The organism is Sphingobacteriales bacterium, assembly GCA_016719635.1.
Lineage (GTDB): Bacteria > Bacteroidota > Bacteroidia > Chitinophagales > JADIYW01 > JADJSS01.
On sequence record JADJYT010000007.1, the window covers coordinates 233,334 to 249,659 of the forward strand.

Consider the following 16,326-nt stretch of genomic DNA (forward strand, 5'->3'; position numbering starts at 1 on the left):
TCCGGATATGGAAAAGAATGTCATTCTCCTGAAAGTGGGAATCTGCTATCCCGATGAAATCCTCATTTTTAAGGAATCTTATAGCCATCCGTCAATGTTTTCAGAAAGGCAATGATGTCGTTGATTTCCGATTGTGACAGATTTAAATTTCCCAGTTCGTTGGTGTTCATCGTGGGAGCATATTCGGGTACAAATGCCGGATTGACATCCCTTTCGTTGTAAAACTCCATCACTTCTTCCAGGGTATTGAAGATTCCGTTGTGCATATAGGGTGCCGTGATGGCAATATTGCGCAGGGTAGGTGCTTTAAACCTTCCCACTTCCAACGGTTCATTTCTTTCAAAGATGGCCAGGCCGCTGTCAACGGGCATACCCAGCTGGTCCGGATGTTTGGGCAATCCTATATTGTCATACGAATAATCGGTAAACACGATTTTAGAGGTGGTGGCATAGCTGGTTGGAGTGGTAAGATGGCAAAGGCTGCATTTGGATTTCGTGGTATCGTTGAATAAAACCATACCGCGCTTTTCGGGATCGGTCAGTGCCGCTTTTCCCTTCAGGTAAAAGTCAAATTTGCTGGTGAAGGTATTGACCTGCCGGGATTGCTGGAATTTCTGCAGACACAATACGGAATACAAGACGATGGTCTGGCTGTCTGCCAGCACGGCGCTTCCGAATAATTTTTCCAGTTTCGGATAGTAGGCTGCATTTTTTATTCTTTGGGAAACAGCTCCGAATCCGGGATTATTCATTTCGTGCGGATGGATAAGCGGGAAGAGTGCCTGCTGATTCAGGAATTCCGCTTTTCCGTCCCAGAAGAAACCACCCACCATTTCCCATACCCCGCGTACCAGCTCAGCCCGTCTGTTGGGTGCGAATACCATATAGCTGATGGCCGAGGCATTTCGGGTTCCTAACAGTCCGCCTACCCCGGCAGAGAAGGAGGTATGCCTTGAATCCGAAAATCCGCTCATCGGCGAGTGACAGGTGGCACAGCTGATACCTGCAGGTTCTGACAGATTCTGGTCAAAGAAAATAAGTTTGCCGATCAGTGCCGTGTCAGACAAGCCGCTGTTATTGGCGATAAATTCAGCTTCGGAGTTATAATAAAAGGTTTCTTCCTCTTCTGTAGAACTGCGTTTGCAGCAAAGGAGGAAGAGGCTTGACAGTACAACAAGAATGGATATTCTTTTCATCACTTTGGTGTATTAAAGGTACAATTGATTTTACTAAACCCATCCAACCGGTGCAAATAAAGTTGTTTATTTTATCTTATACCCGTCTGTCAGCGTTTGAAGGAAAGCGATGATGTCTTTCAGCTCTTCGGGTTTTAATTTTAAATTTCCCACCTCCGTCCTGTTCATCGTCGCCGGATATTCCGGAACAAATTTTTTATGGATATCCCGTTCGTTATAGAACTCCAGCACTTCTTCCAGTGTGTGGAAGATTCCGTTGTGCATATAGGGTGCCGTAACGGCCACATTGCGTAACGTCGGCGTCTTGAATCGGCCGATTTCTTTCGGATTGCTCACTTCTGTCTTAGCTAAACCACTATCAATGGGCAGATTCAGCTGTACCGGATGTTTGGGCAGTCCGATATTTTCATACGAATAATCGGTGAAGATGATTTTGTCGGTGGAGGCATAAGGCGTCGGCTGAATGGAATGACAGACGGAGCATTTGGCTCTGGTGGTATCGCTGAACATCTGCATGCCGCGCATTTCCTGCGCACTCAGTTTTAGTTTTCCTTTCCGGTAAAAATCGAATTTGCTCGTAAACGGATTGACCTGATGGGAACGCTGAAATGCCTGCAGGCAACCTACTGCATAAAAAACGATAAGGTCGGTTTTCAGAAACGCCTCTTTGCCGAATACTTTTTCAAGTGCAGGATAATAAGAGGCGTGTTTAAGTTTTTCGGATACCCCGGCGAAGCTGGCATTGTTCATCTCGTGCTCATTGATGAGCGGAAACAGCGCCTGCTCGTTCAGGAATTCTGCCCTGCCATCCCAGAAGAAGCCGCCTACCTCTTCCATTACGCCCCGGACCAGTTCTTCTTTCCTGTTGGGTGCAAAACTCATATAGCTAATGGACGGTGCATTGCGTAAGCCGGGTTCGTTGCGGGAGCCGGTAGAAAAGGAGATATGTCGGGGGTCCGAAAATCCGCTCATCGGAGCATGGCAGGTTGCGCAGCTGGTGCCCGCCGGCTCTGAGAGATTCTTGTCAAAGAACATGAGCTTGCCTGCGAGGGCAGAATCGGAAAGGCCGTCCTTATTATTGATAAATTCTACTTCTGAGGCATAATAGAAGGGCTCAAACCTTGCATTCTTTTCTCTTTTACAATTAACAAAAGTTAGTGCAAATAAGACAATTAAGAAGGCTGATTTTTTCATACTGAAATAGCAGAACTAAATATGCAAATGATTACCTTAAAAGGAATTATTTTCTATTGTATAGAATCACCATGTAAACTCTAAAGTGCCGCCAATATAGAATGGATTTGCAACCTTAATTCCTTGCGGTCTTCTCGAAACAATATGCTGACTGTTTGTGATATTCTTAAAGTTCATGCCAATAGTCGTGTGTGCTTTTGGTATAATATAGGAGACAGCTGCGTCCATTGTAAAATAGGCTGGAATCTGTCCGGCTCTTCCGTTTGCTGTTGGTGTAATTGTCTCAATTTCATCCGTAAACTGTTTGCCTGTATAATTAAACACCATTTGCAGGTTTAAACCAAAGGGTGTTAGAAGTCCTGCAACTGCAGATAAAAATATTCTGGGTGCATAAGGCAAGTCGTATCCGTTAATATTTACAGTATCAGCATTAATCTTCTTGAATCTGTCGCTGCTTAGTTTTGCTACATTATAAGTCGTGTTAATATTAAAATACGGATCATATTTCTTGTTAAACATTTCACCAAAGTTGATGCTTAATCCGGATTCTAAACCATAGTGTTTAGTTCTCCCGGCATTAATAAATCCGGTTCCGGTTCCGCCTGAAGATTCAGAAACAGGAATAACTTGTTTTTGAAAATCAATATAATAAACCGTTAATTCCATATTCAAACCTTTATAAAATTCACTTCTTGTTCCAACTTCAAAATTCCAGCTTAGCTGTGGTTCAAGTTTTAAAATTTCACCTGATGCGCTAATTGAATTTTTTAAGCCTGGCGGAGAAAATCCACGATGCACACCTGCAAAAATGGTCATCTTTTCTTTTGGATTATAGCTGATAGAAACACCAGGAATAAAAGCAAATACTCTGTTCTTTGCAACAATATTGGTGTCTCTGTATTGACCGGCAGCATTCTTATACATTCTGATTTCTCTTTTATAATTATAACTTTCTAATCGTACACCGGCGGTAATAGTTATTTTTTTCAGGAATGTAAATTTATTTTCTATGTAACCACTAATTGCCCAACCCGGTCTGAATTCTTCAGCCTGAATTTGTCCTGTAACAGCTTTCGGTGAATTGCCTTTCTTTTCCTGATCTAACGCATTTTCGTACAAACCGCGAATACCAGCCTGTAAATTTCCTTCTACTCTTTTTATGTTATATCTATAATCTATTTTAGATTCTAATCCGTATACCCAAAATGTCCGGTTGCGAAATCCGGTTTCATTCAGCATATAAATTGCACCGTTTGCAACAGTCGTATCTCCAAATATACTGCCGGTTTGATTGCCGGCCGATTTACTGTAACTAAATCCTTGCCTGCGCCAATCCCTGGTGATAGTATATGCATAACCAACATTTGTAATGTTTAAATGAGTATTGAAAAAATGTTTGTGTGTTGCGGATACACTAAATCTCTTTATTTTTAATAAATCATCAGGTGCGACAATTGTATACTTATCATCATTTTCAAACATTGGTGTGGTTAATCCTACATAGGTTGAATTTGATTTTTCATTGTATAGCTGACCTTTAAAACCAAGAACAGATTTTTTTCCGAGTTTTAATTTAAGTTTTGCATTAAAATCATCAACATTAAACTTCAATGTACCCAGTCTTGTTGCCTGTTTGTGCAAATAATTTACACGAAAATTAGCATTTCCTTTTCCAACACCATAATCTATATAAGAAGAAAAGAGCCTGCCGCTGCCACCTTTAAAAGATGCTTTTCCAACATGCCCTTTTACAGGTGCATCAGCTGTAATATAATTTATAACACCACCAATAGTTCTTGGACCAAATAATATCTGACCACTACCTTTTACTACTTCTATACTGCTCATTCTTTCCATTGCCGGCGTGTAGTACATTTCAGGTTCGCCATACGGGTTAAGCTGAATAGGTATCCCATCTTCTAACATCAAAACACCACTGCTTCTGTCAGGATCTAACCCACGAATACCAATATTTACCCTTAACCCACTGCCTTCTTCATCAACAACATTCAACCCGGCAACTCTTTTAAAAACTTCATTGCCACTTATTACAGATAATTTTTTTAATTCCACCTCATTTATAAAAGCACCGGAACCAGGTAATTCATTGAGTATATCGTTGTTGCTTTTCTTTTGAGGAATAATGGTAATATTTGGTAATTCCTGTGTTGTAAGAACTTCTAAAGTGTCTGAGCTAGTCAACGAATCTGTAGCTGATATTGTGTTTGCATGAACAGAAAATAGTACTATAAACAATAATGATACCGTATAAAAGATTTTAGAAAGCATTTATTCTTATTTAGACTAATTTAAAATAATAAGCACAAACATATTATCTTAAATCAGTCTAAACAATAGCTAAATTTGTGATTTTGATACCTAATTCTAGGTATACGCTACTCGGCCACCATTTCCTCTTTGGTAATGAGGCTGTTTTGAACCGCATATATGATCATTTCAGAAGAAGAATTGATCTTCAGTTTCTTCATGATATTTTTCTTGTGTGTATATACTGTATGTGTACTTAGAAACAGATGCCCTGCGATGGTCTTGGCTGTCCAGCCTTTTGCAGTCAGTTTGATGATTTCTGTTTCACGCAGCGATAGATTGAGCGGCTTGCAGGAATCTTCATCCGTATGGATATGCTTTTCGATAATGATGTCTATTACTTTATGGCAATAGAACTTCTCATTCTTTGCGGTTGCATAAATGGAATTGATGATTTCTTCTTTATCGCATTCCTTGGTCAGGAAACTGACAGCCCCGAGTTCAATGGCTTTATAGATGCTCGATTTATTGTCATCAGACGAGATTATCAGAAAACGCGTGTAAGGAGACAGCTTCTTTGCCGTCTGGATATCATCGGCTTTAAAGTTTTTGTTGAAGTAATCAAAGATGACGACATTCGGCTGATGCTCAAATACCATTTGGTGTAATTCGGCTGAATTCGCGGCTTCTCCAACAACTGTAAAATCCATTATGGCAGACAATAAATCCCTTAATCCCAGTCGGATTAAATATTGTGCATCTGCAATAAGGATTTTAATCATGAATGAACTGTAATCAAATTCAAAAGTAGCGAAATAGGTTGAAAATAGTATGATTTTTAAAATGATTAAAACTTAAAATGGTATTTTTAAACCCTCAATGAGGTATAATTTTACTGCATGAACAACAATTTCTCCTTTGTCAGAACGATTTCCGGGCCACTGAAAAGTAAAATAGATGATACCCTTTGGGATAAGGTACTGCATCTGTACGAAAATGAACAATTTGCAGAATCGGTGAGAAACTGCATTAATTACATTGATCCGACAATAGAGAATAAATACGCAAATCCGGAAAAAACCGAATATACTATTCCGCATGGCTCCATTGTTGTATCTGTAAAAATCACAGGGACTGAACTGGCGGTGGAAGCTCCTTTCCTGTCGATAGAAAGCGCTAAGAAAATTCCAATTCTACGTCAGACGGCTCAGATTAATTTTACACCGCTGACCATCTCACAGATTGTGCTGGAGGACGACAAATTGTATTTCAGGTATAGTTGTCCGTTGGATAGCTGCGAACCCTATAAGGTTTATGATGTGCTCAGGGAAATCTGCATCAACGCGGACAATTACGATGATGAATTTATAACAAAATTTGATGCGGGGAGAATACGGGAACCTAAGGTTACCTGCTACTCGCAGGAACAGAAAGACATTGCCTGGAACACGATTCAATTGTATATCCGGGAAGCGTTCTCCGTATATGAGCAATTTGAGAATAAACGAATGACGAATTTCTTATGGGACGTCCTCGTCATCACCCTGCTTAAAATAGATTACCTGTGTGCCCCGCAGGGAAATATCCGGAACGAAATTGAGAAAACGTTGAATGCTATGAATGGCAAAGAAGATTATTATCAACGATTGAGTGCCGGCAAAGAATTTTTAAAGAAGATACAGTCGATGGAGCGTTCTGCCTTTGAGAACGACCTTTATAAGATAGATGTTTTCGTTTCTTATAAGTTCGCAGCCAACCTGGATACTGTGCGTACAATACTGAAATACGCTTATGAAACGGCGGATAAGGAAATAAAAGCCCTGGATTACGCCGGTGCGGTACTCACCCTGCAATATGGAATATTGAACCTGATGTACAGCAATAATGCAGAAGATAGCGCAGCGGAAATCCTGACAAAAGCGATGGAAGAGACATCCGGCAAGCCCATACAGGAAGCTTCGAAACGGCTTTTTGAAGCTGTACAGAAAGTGATGACTGAAAATAATACGGCCCGAAAAGAAGCAGCCGTGAAGGAACAGAAAGAGGAGCCGAAAGAGGAAAAGGGGTTCTTCAAAAAATTATTCAAACTATAAATACGCTCATTACGGAGCGAGTAAGATGAATCATACAGAATTAAAAAAAGCAGTCTATAAAATAAATACCGCCAGTGGCAGCGGTTCCGGTTTTTACCTGAAATCCCAGAATATCTTTGTCACCAATTATCATGTGGTGGAAGGCAATAAAAAAGTGTCCATAGAAGATCAGCGGCAGGACAGATATATCGCCGATGTCGTGTATGTGAATCCTGAAGCGGATATTGCATTTTTGAGTTGTCATTCACATACGCCGTCTGTAGATGTTCCATTCGATAAGGTCGAGGAAGTGCACAGCAGGGACAAGGTTTTTGTATTGGGCTATCCTTTTGGTATGCCCTATACGATTACGGAAGGCATCGTTTCAAATGAGAATCAATTACTGGACGGACAACGATATATACAGACAGATGCGGCTGTCAACCCCGGTAACAGCGGCGGGCCGGTGGTCAATGCCAATGGGTTATTGGTAGGCCTGACTACGGCAAAATTTACCGATGCGGATAATGTCGGGTTTGCCATCCCGGCCAGGACTGTACGTGAAGAGCTGGATGCTTTTGCACAAAACCCGCCTTGTCAGTATTCCATCAAATGTCATTCCTGCAAGGCGATGATCTGTGAGAAAACGGACTATTGTCCGAATTGCGGAGCCGATATTGATGAAAAGATATTTGATGATAAGGAAATCAGCAAGCTGTCCCAATATGTGGAGGATGCCATTAAAGCAATGGGCATTGACCCGATATTGACTCGAAGCGGCATGGAATACTGGGAGTTCCATCATGGCAGTGCGCTGGTCCGCATTTTTGTCTTTGACAAAAACTATTTGTATGCTACGTCCCCCTTGAATAAACTGCCTGCAAATAACCTCGAATCTTTCTTGAAATATACCTTGAGCAATCCGGTTCCGCCTTTCCATCTTGGAATTTATCAGCATCATATTTATCTGTCCTATAGGGTCCGTATGAGTGATATTTTTTCAGACAGAGGGGAATCTATCAAACAAAACCTGAGCGATCTGATTGTAAAAGCCAATGAGATGGATGACTATTTTGTGCAGGCGTTCGGCTGTGAGAAAACAAATTATTCAAAACCGGATGATTAACCCTGCAGTTAAAAACAAGAAGGCCAACCGATCGGTTGGCCTTCTTGTTTTTATGCTTTATAATTATTTTACTGTAATCCTTCCGGTGCTGATAACTTTTTCATCCACCTTTAACTGAAAGAAATAGATACCTGAACTTTTGAAAATGTCACGGGTGATTTTTTGTTCGTAGTCTTTCACCTGACTGATTTTAAACACCTCACTTCCTACAATATTGTAAAAGACAACACTCACCTTGCTGAACTGCAAATCAACCTCTTCACTGATTTTGATATTCGCTTCCGATGTCATCGGATTCGGATACAACTTAATGACTTCTTTGTCTCCGAATCTGGTATCTGTGCTGCTTAATTCAAAGACGGATGCCCGGGATAGCTGAGGTGAAATAAATATTGCTGTAAACAATAAAAGCAGTAGTGTAAACGTTTTACGCATGAGTTGGGGTTTATTATTTGCGGTAAGAAACATATACTGAGATTCAAATATAGTCAATCATCCGCTAAAAGTCAATAAATATGCCAATAATTTTTGATCAGCTAATTAATAGAATCCACCAACTCCTGTAAGTTGGATAGCTGCACATCAATAAGTTCAGACTTTTTATAATCTCCTGATAAATAAACAGTTGTCATCCCGGTGGACTTTCCAAACTGCATATCAGACAGTTTATCACCCACCATTACGGATTTTACAAAATCAATTTCCGGAAAATCTTTTTGGGCTAAGAAAGCCATCCCGTTGTTAGGTTTGCGTAATATATTCTCGGCAGAGGCCAAATCCGGTGCAAAATATACGGCATCAATTCTTCCGCCGTTCAGTTCTATCATGTTCATCATATTCTGATGTATTTCCCGTAATTCATCTTCCGTTATCAATCCTTTGGCGATGGATTGCTGGTTGGTAACCACTATAATGCGCGTAAATAATTTGGACAGTTTCGGCATCGATTCCAGTACGCCCGGCAGAAACTCAAATTGCTCCCAATTCAGCACATACCCGCCGTCCATATTTTTATTGATGACGCCATCCCGGTCGAGAAACAGTGTCCAGGATTCGTCTATATGGATTTGAGTGTTTTTCATCAGTGAAAATCCTTTTGTGCTTTGGCGTAATCTTCCGGAATGCCGATATCGATGAAATAATTATCAAACGCAATTCCCTGTATGGTCAAGTCATTCAGGTGTTTTTCCAAAATGTCTTTTTCAAAAGAAAACTTTTTACCCGTCCCTATCCTGTCAAACAATGATTTCCTGAAATAATATATGCCACCGTTTATCAAACCATGTTCACACGGTTTCTTTTCGTTAAACGCAATAACCCTGTTTGCTTCATTGAGTTCCACCGTGCCATATCTGTCAAACCGAAACATCGGTTTCAGTGCTATGGTAATATCTGAGGTGCTGTTTTTTAATCTGGATAATTCAATATCAAAAAACGTATCCCCATTCAATATATACGCATCTTCATCCACCAGTTTTAAAGCATGTTTTATACCTCCGCCGGTTCCTAGCGGCTCCTGTTCTATGGCATATTGGATGTCCATATTCAAATACGAATCCTGAAAGTAATCCTGTATGACTTCCTTCAGATGCCCGACAGAAAGAACCACGTCGCGGATGCCCTGATGGTGTAATTCTTTAAACAGATAATGTAAGAAAGGTTTGCCATTGACAGGTGCCATAGGTTTAGGGACGTCTTTTACAACGGTACTTAGCCGGGTGCCGAAGCCTCCTGCAAGGATGATGGCCGGTGTGGTATGCTGGGTGGTTTTCAAGTCTTTTCGGGTGATGGCTAAAATAATTTCTCTTCCACCAGCTGGCAGATGATATGCCCTACGGTGATATGGCATTCCTGAATTCTCGGCGTGTCACTAGAAGGAATGTTAATCAGGTAATCACAGAATTCTTTCATCTTGCCGCCGGTTTCACCGGTAAATCCGATGATAATCATTCCGCGTTCTCTGGCTACCTTGAAGGCTTCCACGATATTGCCCGAATTGCCGGAGGTGGATAAACCAATCAACACGTCGCCCTTTCTTCCCTTCGCTTTTACGAGGCGCGCAAAAACTTCATTATAGCTGTAGTCATTGGCTACGGCTGTCAGGTAGGAGGTATTGACATGCAAAGCTTCGGCATACAAGGGTTCTCTGTCGGTATAAAATCTTCCGGAAAATTCAGCGGCCAGATGCTGGGCATCAGCCGCGGAACCGCCATTGCCGCAGAACAAAACTTTACCGTCGTGCTTAAAGCAGGCGACAATGCTGTTGGAAACGTCTTCTATGGTTTGTATTAGTTTTCCATCTTCCGCCACTTGCTGCTTTACGGCAATGGAAGCTTTCAGGATGGCTTCAATCTGTTGTTTCATGCGGTAAATATAGTGAATATGTCAATAGTGATGGGCAATTCATAAATTGTTTTTATCTTGTTTTATGGGCTTCCTCGAATTAGATACATCTAAAAGAATCATCCGGATTTCGTCCGCCATTATTTCCTATGGCAATGCCGCGGATTATGCCCTCACCAAACAGATATCGGATGAAATCGAAATGATGTGGAATGAACCGGAAGGTATCGTGCTGCTGGGAAACAGATGGTTTCAGGTGCAGTTTCGTATCACCCCGCAGTACAATCACCTGATACGGGAAAACAGTATCCGGGAAAATAAGAATCCCGGGAACAATTATATCCGCATCGAAGCATTCGCCCGGCTGAATGTTTCCTGTGTGGATGCGGTGGGCAGCAATTCCGGCTATTTTAAGCTGGATAATTTGTATCCGGGCTCCACCACAGCCGCCCATGAATATGGCCATTCGTTAGGCCTAGACCATCCGTCGGATTTAAATCTGACAGGAAAGGGCGTACCGGGCATCATGTATCCGAGAGGGACGCTGGTGGATCCGGAATTTCAATACAACCCATTGGCAAAACCTGCTGAAGACGGCGGAACACTGAATCCGATTTACCGAAAAGTGAAACAGGAAGATATCGAACATTTACAGTTAGACAGGCTACTGACAAAAAATATTTTTATTGTCGGCAGGTTTACCAATAGGTATCATGAAGAGCAGGTGAAAGGAGTTTAAGATTTATTTTCTAATTGCTCAATATCATCCAGATCTTTGTATCTGCCGGCAGCCTTCCTGGACTCAATTAGATGTTTGTAATGAATAACCCTGACGGGAATGTCACCTATTTCATGAATTTCAGATTTATCATAAGCTTCATCAAAGACGACTCCTTTTAAATCTGTTAAGATGTTAATTCTGACGGGAATTCTTCCAAAAGAAAATACGTCTGATTCATTAGACAGGAAGTTTTGTTCAGTCATATCAAATGTAGACATCCCAAAATCAATAAAGGCTTTGCAAATTCGGTTATAGTTAGAATTTGTTTTTTCAACCCAAAGGTCTATATCTCCGGTTGTTCTGCTATAACCATGAATAATGACAGAATATCCGACTGCAAGGATATATTTTACAACAATTGTTAAATGCTCTAAGGAAATCCTGAAAGTCTTTGTTGAATATATTATTCATTACTTTCTTTTAATCCTGAGAAAGAAAGTCTTATCCATCCTGGGCGGGTGATTGATGTCAAAATTATAGGCGGCGGCATTAAGGTAATAAGCCAAAGCCAGGCGTTCATTAACGGTCATATTCTTATGATGTCGGGCATAATCTGCAGCGTCTTTGAAAGATTGCTTTGCAAAGGAATTCCTGTCTAGCTTAAACATACTTAAAAATAACAAAAATTATCCGTAAAAACTACTTTTATACGGATAGCGTTTGTGGTACATATCCTGCACCATCAGAATCATCGTATTGCGCAGTTCGTCTATATTTTCCTTGTTGGTGGCGGAAATAAACACACAGTTGCAGTTCATCCAGGAGCGCATATTCTTTTCAAACTCTTCCGATAATTCCTTTTTGATTTCTTCCGGCAGGAACTTGTCAAAATATTTTTCCCGGTACAGGTCCATCTTGTTAAATACTATCAGCCTTGGCTGTTGGGTGACGCTCAGGTCGGAGAGGGTTTCATTCACCACGTTGATATGATCCCGGAAGTTTTCGTGCGAAGCATCCACCACATGAACAATGATGTCTGATTCTTTCGCTTCGTCTAGGGTGGATTTAAAACTTTCAATCAGGTTGTGCGGCAGTTTGCGGATAAACCCCACCGTGTCGCTCAGTAAAAAAGCGATATTGTCAATCACCACTTTTCGGACCGTGGTATCGAGAGTGGCAAACAGTTTATTTTCTGCCAGCACCTCGCTTTTACTCAGCAGATTCATGATGGTGGATTTGCCTACGTTCGTATATCCGACCAGTGCCACCCGTATCAGTTCGCCCCTGGTTTTTCTGCGGGTTTGCTCCTGTTTGTCGAGAATGAGGAGTTCCTGTTTCAGTCGCGCGATCTTGTCGTTGATGACCCGTCTGTCCGTTTCAATCTCTTTTTCACCCGGTCCGCGCATCCCGATACCACCCCGCTGCCGCTCCAGGTGCGTCCACAAACCCTTCAAACGGGGTAATAAATATTGCAACTGGGCCAGTTCCACCTGCGAGCGGGCCTGTGCCGTTTGCGCACGCATGGCGAAGATATCAAGGATAAGGCTGGTTCTGTCTAAAATCTTGCACTTCAATTCTTCTTCGAGGTTGCGTTGCTGTGCAGGAGAGATCTCATCATCAATGATGACGGTATTGATATCCGCAAACTCTTTGTAGGTCTTGATTTCTTCCAGTTTCCCGGATCCGACAAAATAACGGGTGTCAGGGTGTTTGAGCTTCTGGGTGAATTTCTTCACCGTCACCGCACCGGCGGTTTCTGCCAGAAATGCCAGTTCTTCCAAATATTCATCAACCTGTTCGGCAGTTTGATTATCTCGGATGATGCCGACCAGTACGGCGCGTTCTTCTATATGCGGATTAACTTCAATCATTATTTATTGTCAACTATGCGGGCTGAAGTGCAAAGATATAAAATAAAAATGGTCAGCTGCTTTTGGCATGCCGGCCAGATATATGGAATTATACCAAAGTGACATTATGATTATATCCACAAAAAAAATAATCATTTTTCTAAACACACAGGCACATAGGTTTTAGATGCTAAAAAAAAAAAGACAGTAGAATTTGTTCTGGAAATAATAGAAAAACATAGGTGTACGTTTTGCGTACACCTATGTGTACTTTAACATACCTAGTATATACTACAGAACGCATTGCTGTATAAATTTTCTATGTGCCTATGTGTTATAAAATTAGTCTATTTTGTAATTCAAGTTGGAATTACAGGTGCTTAATCTTGAAATTCCGGATAGCCGTGCTGTCATTTTCGCTGTGGTCTTCTGCATGTATCGTGATTCTGTAATCAACGGTACCTACAACTACCGGAAGCTTAAATTTCTCGCTGATATTGAGGGAATTCACTTCCTGGTGTGATTCAGGTATGTATAGCAAGGTATCACTACCATCCGGTTTTGAAATCAGTAATGAGTACGCATGTAAATCCTCATCCGTAATGACAGCCGTTACAGTTGAAGAATCAATAGCAGTCATTTGCATGATTTCCTCATTTTCCGCAGGAGATGAGATGGTAATGGAAGGAGGTGTAATGTCTTCAGCAGCTTTCTTGCAGCTGGAAATGTTGAACGCTGTCAGAGTGATTAAAAATGGAATGATTGTTTTACGCATGTTTGTTGATTTTTAAAGTGTGATTAGTTTTTAGGAATGGAAAGATTTGTTTCATTTATTTTCTTTGATTTCTTTTGCGGCAACTGATATTTCAGCAGACAATTGAATCCGGAGAGTTGCAGAATGTTTCCATCTGATGTTTTTTGAGCGAGCGGATGGGTGGCGCTTGCGGAGAACGTAATGTCCCTGACCGTAAATTGTAACCCGTAATTGAGTGCCAGGTTCCATGCCCCCAACTTTTTCTGTAAAATGTTATTGCGGATATTTTTATCCTGTACATTTACACCTAATCCTACGGATGGAATCAAAATAAAGTGCTTCACATAGGCGGAGTAATTGGCAGAAACCTGATAGCTGTATTGATTGCCATAGGTCACCTGTTGTTTATTTTTGAGGTTAATTTTAATCAGTACATTATTTACCAACCCCCAGTTCTTGACACTCAGGCTATAGGCAGAAGAGAACAGGAATCCCACGGCTTGTGTGCCGAAGTTGAAGTCCTGCAATAACAAGTTTTCAGATACTTTCTTATTGCCTGTTGGAAAACTCAGACCAAATCCTGCGTTTATTAAGTGCCCTGCCTTTCTGGAAAATGGGGGGCGTTGCCATACCCGGAAGTTGGAGAGCAGGATAAAATCACCTATTCCGGCTTTCTTTTCTTGTAATTTCGGTGTATTGGCATCTAATTTCAGGTAATCATTTATAATCCATAAAACCGGTAAAGAGGCTCTTAAATCCACCCATCTGGCGGGGGCATAGGACACATAAAAATTTTGTGTGACAATCTGAGTTCGTTTTGCATTAAAATCTGAAGCCAGATGTTTGTAATTTCTGTATTGCACGGATGTACCTATTGAATTTTGCGGTTGTAATGAAAGTACATCCGCATTCAGGACGGTGGGTGAACATCCGCAGAAATCACACGCATACAGGCTGTTTATACAGCACATGGCGGCTAATAGATACTTATACATGATAGTAGTTGTTTTAGGTGTAAAAATAATTTAACCTAAAACGGAGGGAGGTTTTATCAGGGAAGTGCGAATTCCGTCTAAAAGCACGAATCTGTAGAAACTATTTAATACTTTATTGGCAGGAAGTCCGGCAAGTGTGATTTGTTGAATCTTATGGCAGAGAATCTCTACCTCTTTCACCTTAAGATGGAATGTTGCAAAAGGGTTAGAAGTATTTTCTTTTTCGGATTTTGCTATCGTTTTGTTTAAATGACATTTGCCAAGACAACAGGAACCGGCAACATTTTTATTGACACAATATTTTTCAGTAATCTCTTTTTCATTCAGCTTATACAGCAGGAATATAGTAGCCTGCTGCATGGTGGAAAGCAAAAAGAAGACAGAGAAAGCTATGGTAATAATGGACTTCATTCCATGCAAAGGTAACTTAAATTAATAGGACAGGCTTATAATTTTAATCATGTCAAGAAGGCGAAGAAGGGAGTCTATCTTGCCGCCGCTTCACTGTAAGGACGTACGGTTGCACCGGTATAAACCTGACGTGGTCTTCCGATAGGTTCCTTGTTCTCCTTCATCTCTTTCCATTGGGCCACCCATCCCGGCAACCGTCCTAATGCGAATAAAGGAGTGAACATATCTGTCGGGAAGCCGATGGCATTGTATATGATGCCTGAGTAGAAATCAACATTCGGATATAATTTTCGGTCGACGAAATAACTGTCATGCAGTGCAGCCTGCTCCAGTTCCATCGCAATAGTGAGCTTTTTATCAGTGATGCCTAAGTCACCCAATACTTCATCACAGGATTTCTTGATGATTTTAGCACGGGGATCGAAATTTTTATAAACGCGATGTCCAAATCCCATTAATCGAAAACCGGAAGTTTTGTCTTTTGCCAGGGCTACAAACTTAGCGGTATTACCACCGTCTTTCTCTATAGCCTCCAATTGCTCCAGTACTGCCTGATTGGCACCGCCGTGCAATGGTCCCCACAAGGCGGAGATGCCTGCGGAAACAGATGCATACACGTTCGCGTTGGAAGACCCTGCCATTCTAACGGTGGACGTAGAGCAGTTTTGCTCATGGTCAGCATGAAGAATCAGTAATTTATCCATTGCTTCCGTAACAACCGCAGATGATTGTTTGCCGAAAGCCATATTCATGAAATTGGAGACGTAGTCCAGGCTCTTATCATTTGGTACAAAATCTAGTCCCTGAGAGTTTCTCATGACCATTGCCACCAATACCGGAAACTTTGCCAATATATTGATAATCGTTTCTTCCGTAACCTTAGCGGCATCTTTAGCATATACTCCGGAGAGTGCCAGTGTTGCAACCGCTAACTGAGCCATAGGATGAGTGGATTTCGGCAGTGCTCTTAACAGGGTGCCAATCTCCTCCGGAACATCTGAATTCGTCTGCAATTTTGCATTAAATTCGTTAAGTTGGGCAGTAGTCGGCAGTTCGCCGTTTAACAACAGATATGCAACTTCCGTAAAATTTGATTTTTCCGCCAATTCGGCAATTTCATAACCGCGGTAGCGTAAGATGCCGAGCTCGCCGTCTAAAAAGGTGATGGCACTTTTGGTAGCGCCTGTATTTTTATATCCAAAATCCAACGTAACTAATCCTGTATCATCTCTCAGGTTGGCAATATCCATTGCAGGTTCGTTTTCAGTACCTATTACGATAGGACATTCACTCGACTGACCGTTGTACGAAATGATGATTTTATCTTCTGCCATAACTCGAATTGTGTCTATAAAAATACAAAAAGAATAGGGATTGAAAGTTAAGATATTATTAT

Annotated in this window: 17 protein-coding genes and 1 pseudogene; 3 read left to right on the forward strand and 15 right to left on the reverse strand. The window is 41.3% G+C overall.

Annotated elements, in window-relative coordinates:
• Positions 1–68: 68 nt before the first annotated feature.
• From IPM95_12135 to IPM95_12150, 4 genes are all read right to left on the reverse strand, one after another.
• Positions 69–1,196 (reverse strand): c-type cytochrome, encoded by a 1,128-nt coding sequence (locus tag IPM95_12135; protein MBK9330023.1) that lies wholly within the window; start codon positions 1,194–1,196, stop codon positions 69–71.
• A 66-nt stretch (positions 1,197–1,262) separates the two neighbouring features.
• Complete coding sequence (locus IPM95_12140; GenBank protein ID MBK9330024.1) at positions 1,263–2,390, reverse strand: c-type cytochrome; 1,128 nt, start codon at positions 2,388–2,390, stop codon at positions 1,263–1,265.
• Positions 2,391–2,456: 66 nt separating this feature from the next.
• Positions 2,457–4,679, reverse strand: a complete 2,223-nt coding sequence (locus IPM95_12145; protein ID MBK9330025.1) for a TonB-dependent receptor — start codon at positions 4,677–4,679, stop codon at positions 2,457–2,459.
• Positions 4,680–4,786: 107 nt separating this feature from the next.
• A complete protein-coding gene (locus tag IPM95_12150; protein MBK9330026.1) occupies positions 4,787–5,440 on the reverse strand; it encodes a response regulator transcription factor in 654 nt (217 codons plus the stop codon).
• A gap of 117 nt (positions 5,441–5,557) precedes the next feature.
• On the opposite strand from IPM95_12150, the gene IPM95_12155 reads away from it, so the two are divergent.
• Positions 5,558–6,751 (forward strand): hypothetical protein, encoded by a 1,194-nt coding sequence (locus tag IPM95_12155; protein MBK9330027.1) that lies wholly within the window; start codon positions 5,558–5,560, stop codon positions 6,749–6,751.
• A gap of 25 nt (positions 6,752–6,776) precedes the next feature.
• A complete protein-coding gene (locus tag IPM95_12160; protein ID MBK9330028.1) occupies positions 6,777–7,856 on the forward strand; it encodes a trypsin-like peptidase domain-containing protein in 1,080 nt (359 codons plus the stop codon).
• Positions 7,857–7,919: 63 nt separating this feature from the next.
• Here IPM95_12160 and IPM95_12165 read toward each other — a convergent pair whose 3' ends face one another.
• The 4 genes from IPM95_12165 to IPM95_12180 all read right to left on the reverse strand — a co-directional run bounded on the left by IPM95_12165 (position 7,920) and on the right by IPM95_12180 (position 10,220).
• Positions 7,920–8,291, reverse strand: coding sequence for a T9SS type A sorting domain-containing protein (locus IPM95_12165; protein ID MBK9330029.1), 372 nt, complete (start codon positions 8,289–8,291; stop codon positions 7,920–7,922).
• 101 nt (positions 8,292–8,392) lie between these two features.
• Entirely contained in the window at positions 8,393–8,938 is a 546-nt protein-coding gene (locus tag IPM95_12170; protein ID MBK9330030.1) for an HAD-IIIA family hydrolase, read from the reverse strand.
• Positions 8,938–9,705: a nucleotidyltransferase family protein gene (locus IPM95_12175; GenBank protein ID MBK9330031.1), complete on the reverse strand. Its 768-nt coding sequence runs from the start codon at positions 9,703–9,705 to the stop codon at positions 8,938–8,940. Before IPM95_12175 ends, IPM95_12170 begins: the two co-directional genes overlap by 1 nt.
• Positions 9,648–10,220, reverse strand: a complete 573-nt coding sequence (locus IPM95_12180; protein MBK9330032.1) for a D-sedoheptulose 7-phosphate isomerase — start codon at positions 10,218–10,220, stop codon at positions 9,648–9,650. The genes IPM95_12175 and IPM95_12180 overlap by 58 nt, the downstream gene beginning before the upstream one ends.
• 64 nt (positions 10,221–10,284) lie before the next feature.
• On the opposite strand from IPM95_12180, the gene IPM95_12185 reads away from it, so the two are divergent.
• The gene (locus IPM95_12185; protein MBK9330033.1) at positions 10,285–10,938 is read left to right on the forward strand and encodes a peptidase M10; all 654 of its coding nucleotides are present in this window, start codon (positions 10,285–10,287) and stop codon (positions 10,936–10,938) included.
• Here IPM95_12185 and IPM95_12190 read toward each other — a convergent pair.
• The 7 genes and pseudogenes from IPM95_12190 to IPM95_12220 form a co-directional block, all read right to left on the reverse strand.
• Positions 10,935–11,391: pseudogene (locus tag IPM95_12190) on the reverse strand (hypothetical protein). The gene IPM95_12185 and the pseudogene IPM95_12190 sit on opposite strands and share 4 nt — an antisense overlap.
• Positions 11,391–11,588 (reverse strand): hypothetical protein, encoded by a 198-nt coding sequence (locus IPM95_12195; protein MBK9330034.1) that lies wholly within the window; start codon positions 11,586–11,588, stop codon positions 11,391–11,393. The pseudogene IPM95_12190 and the gene IPM95_12195 overlap by 1 nt, the downstream one beginning before the upstream one ends.
• An 18-nt stretch (positions 11,589–11,606) precedes the next feature.
• The gene (gene hflX / locus IPM95_12200) at positions 11,607–12,791 is read right to left on the reverse strand and encodes a GTPase HflX (GenBank protein MBK9330035.1); all 1,185 of its coding nucleotides are present in this window, start codon (positions 12,789–12,791) and stop codon (positions 11,607–11,609) included.
• Between the two features lie 349 nt (positions 12,792–13,140).
• Complete coding sequence (locus IPM95_12205; GenBank protein ID MBK9330036.1) at positions 13,141–13,545, reverse strand: hypothetical protein; 405 nt, start codon at positions 13,543–13,545, stop codon at positions 13,141–13,143.
• 23 nt (positions 13,546–13,568) lie between these two features.
• Positions 13,569–14,519, reverse strand: coding sequence for a hypothetical protein (locus IPM95_12210; protein ID MBK9330037.1), 951 nt, complete (start codon positions 14,517–14,519; stop codon positions 13,569–13,571).
• A 30-nt stretch (positions 14,520–14,549) separates the two neighbouring features.
• Positions 14,550–14,930 (reverse strand): hypothetical protein, encoded by a 381-nt coding sequence (locus tag IPM95_12215; GenBank protein ID MBK9330038.1) that lies wholly within the window; start codon positions 14,928–14,930, stop codon positions 14,550–14,552.
• Positions 14,931–15,004: 74 nt separating this feature from the next.
• Positions 15,005–16,264, reverse strand: coding sequence for a citrate synthase (locus tag IPM95_12220; protein ID MBK9330039.1), 1,260 nt, complete (start codon positions 16,262–16,264; stop codon positions 15,005–15,007).
• Positions 16,265–16,326 lie beyond the last annotated feature (62 nt).

What these genes read in the sequence shown, in the direction of transcription:
- IPM95_12135 (MBK9330023.1), bottom strand. Translation starts at nt 1,196, where the DNA reads ATGAAAAGAATATCCATTCTTGTTGTACTGTCAAGCCTCTTCCTCCTT.
- IPM95_12140 (MBK9330024.1), bottom strand. Translation starts at nt 2,390, where the DNA reads ATGAAAAAATCAGCCTTCTTAATTGTCTTATTTGCACTAACTTTTGTT.
- IPM95_12145 (MBK9330025.1), bottom strand. Translation starts at nt 4,679, where the DNA reads ATGCTTTCTAAAATCTTTTATACGGTATCATTATTGTTTATAGTACTA.
- IPM95_12150 (MBK9330026.1), bottom strand. Translation starts at nt 5,440, where the DNA reads ATGATTAAAATCCTTATTGCAGATGCACAATATTTAATCCGACTGGGA.
- IPM95_12155 (MBK9330027.1), top strand. Translation starts at nt 5,558, where the DNA reads ATGAACAACAATTTCTCCTTTGTCAGAACGATTTCCGGGCCACTGAAA.
- IPM95_12160 (MBK9330028.1), top strand. Translation starts at nt 6,777, where the DNA reads ATGAATCATACAGAATTAAAAAAAGCAGTCTATAAAATAAATACCGCC.
- IPM95_12165 (MBK9330029.1), bottom strand. Translation starts at nt 8,291, where the DNA reads ATGCGTAAAACGTTTACACTACTGCTTTTATTGTTTACAGCAATATTT.
- IPM95_12170 (MBK9330030.1), bottom strand. Translation starts at nt 8,938, where the DNA reads ATGAAAAACACTCAAATCCATATAGACGAATCCTGGACACTGTTTCTC.
- IPM95_12175 (MBK9330031.1), bottom strand. Translation starts at nt 9,705, where the DNA reads ATGCCATATCACCGTAGGGCATATCATCTGCCAGCTGGTGGAAGAGAA.
- IPM95_12180 (MBK9330032.1), bottom strand. Translation starts at nt 10,220, where the DNA reads ATGAAACAACAGATTGAAGCCATCCTGAAAGCTTCCATTGCCGTAAAG.
- IPM95_12185 (MBK9330033.1), top strand. Translation starts at nt 10,285, where the DNA reads ATGGGCTTCCTCGAATTAGATACATCTAAAAGAATCATCCGGATTTCG.
- IPM95_12195 (MBK9330034.1), bottom strand. Translation starts at nt 11,588, where the DNA reads ATGTTTAAGCTAGACAGGAATTCCTTTGCAAAGCAATCTTTCAAAGAC.
- hflX (MBK9330035.1), bottom strand. Translation starts at nt 12,791, where the DNA reads ATGATTGAAGTTAATCCGCATATAGAAGAACGCGCCGTACTGGTCGGC.
- IPM95_12205 (MBK9330036.1), bottom strand. Translation starts at nt 13,545, where the DNA reads ATGCGTAAAACAATCATTCCATTTTTAATCACTCTGACAGCGTTCAAC.
- IPM95_12210 (MBK9330037.1), bottom strand. Translation starts at nt 14,519, where the DNA reads ATGTATAAGTATCTATTAGCCGCCATGTGCTGTATAAACAGCCTGTAT.
- IPM95_12215 (MBK9330038.1), bottom strand. Translation starts at nt 14,930, where the DNA reads ATGAAGTCCATTATTACCATAGCTTTCTCTGTCTTCTTTTTGCTTTCC.
- IPM95_12220 (MBK9330039.1), bottom strand. Translation starts at nt 16,264, where the DNA reads ATGGCAGAAGATAAAATCATCATTTCGTACAACGGTCAGTCGAGTGAA.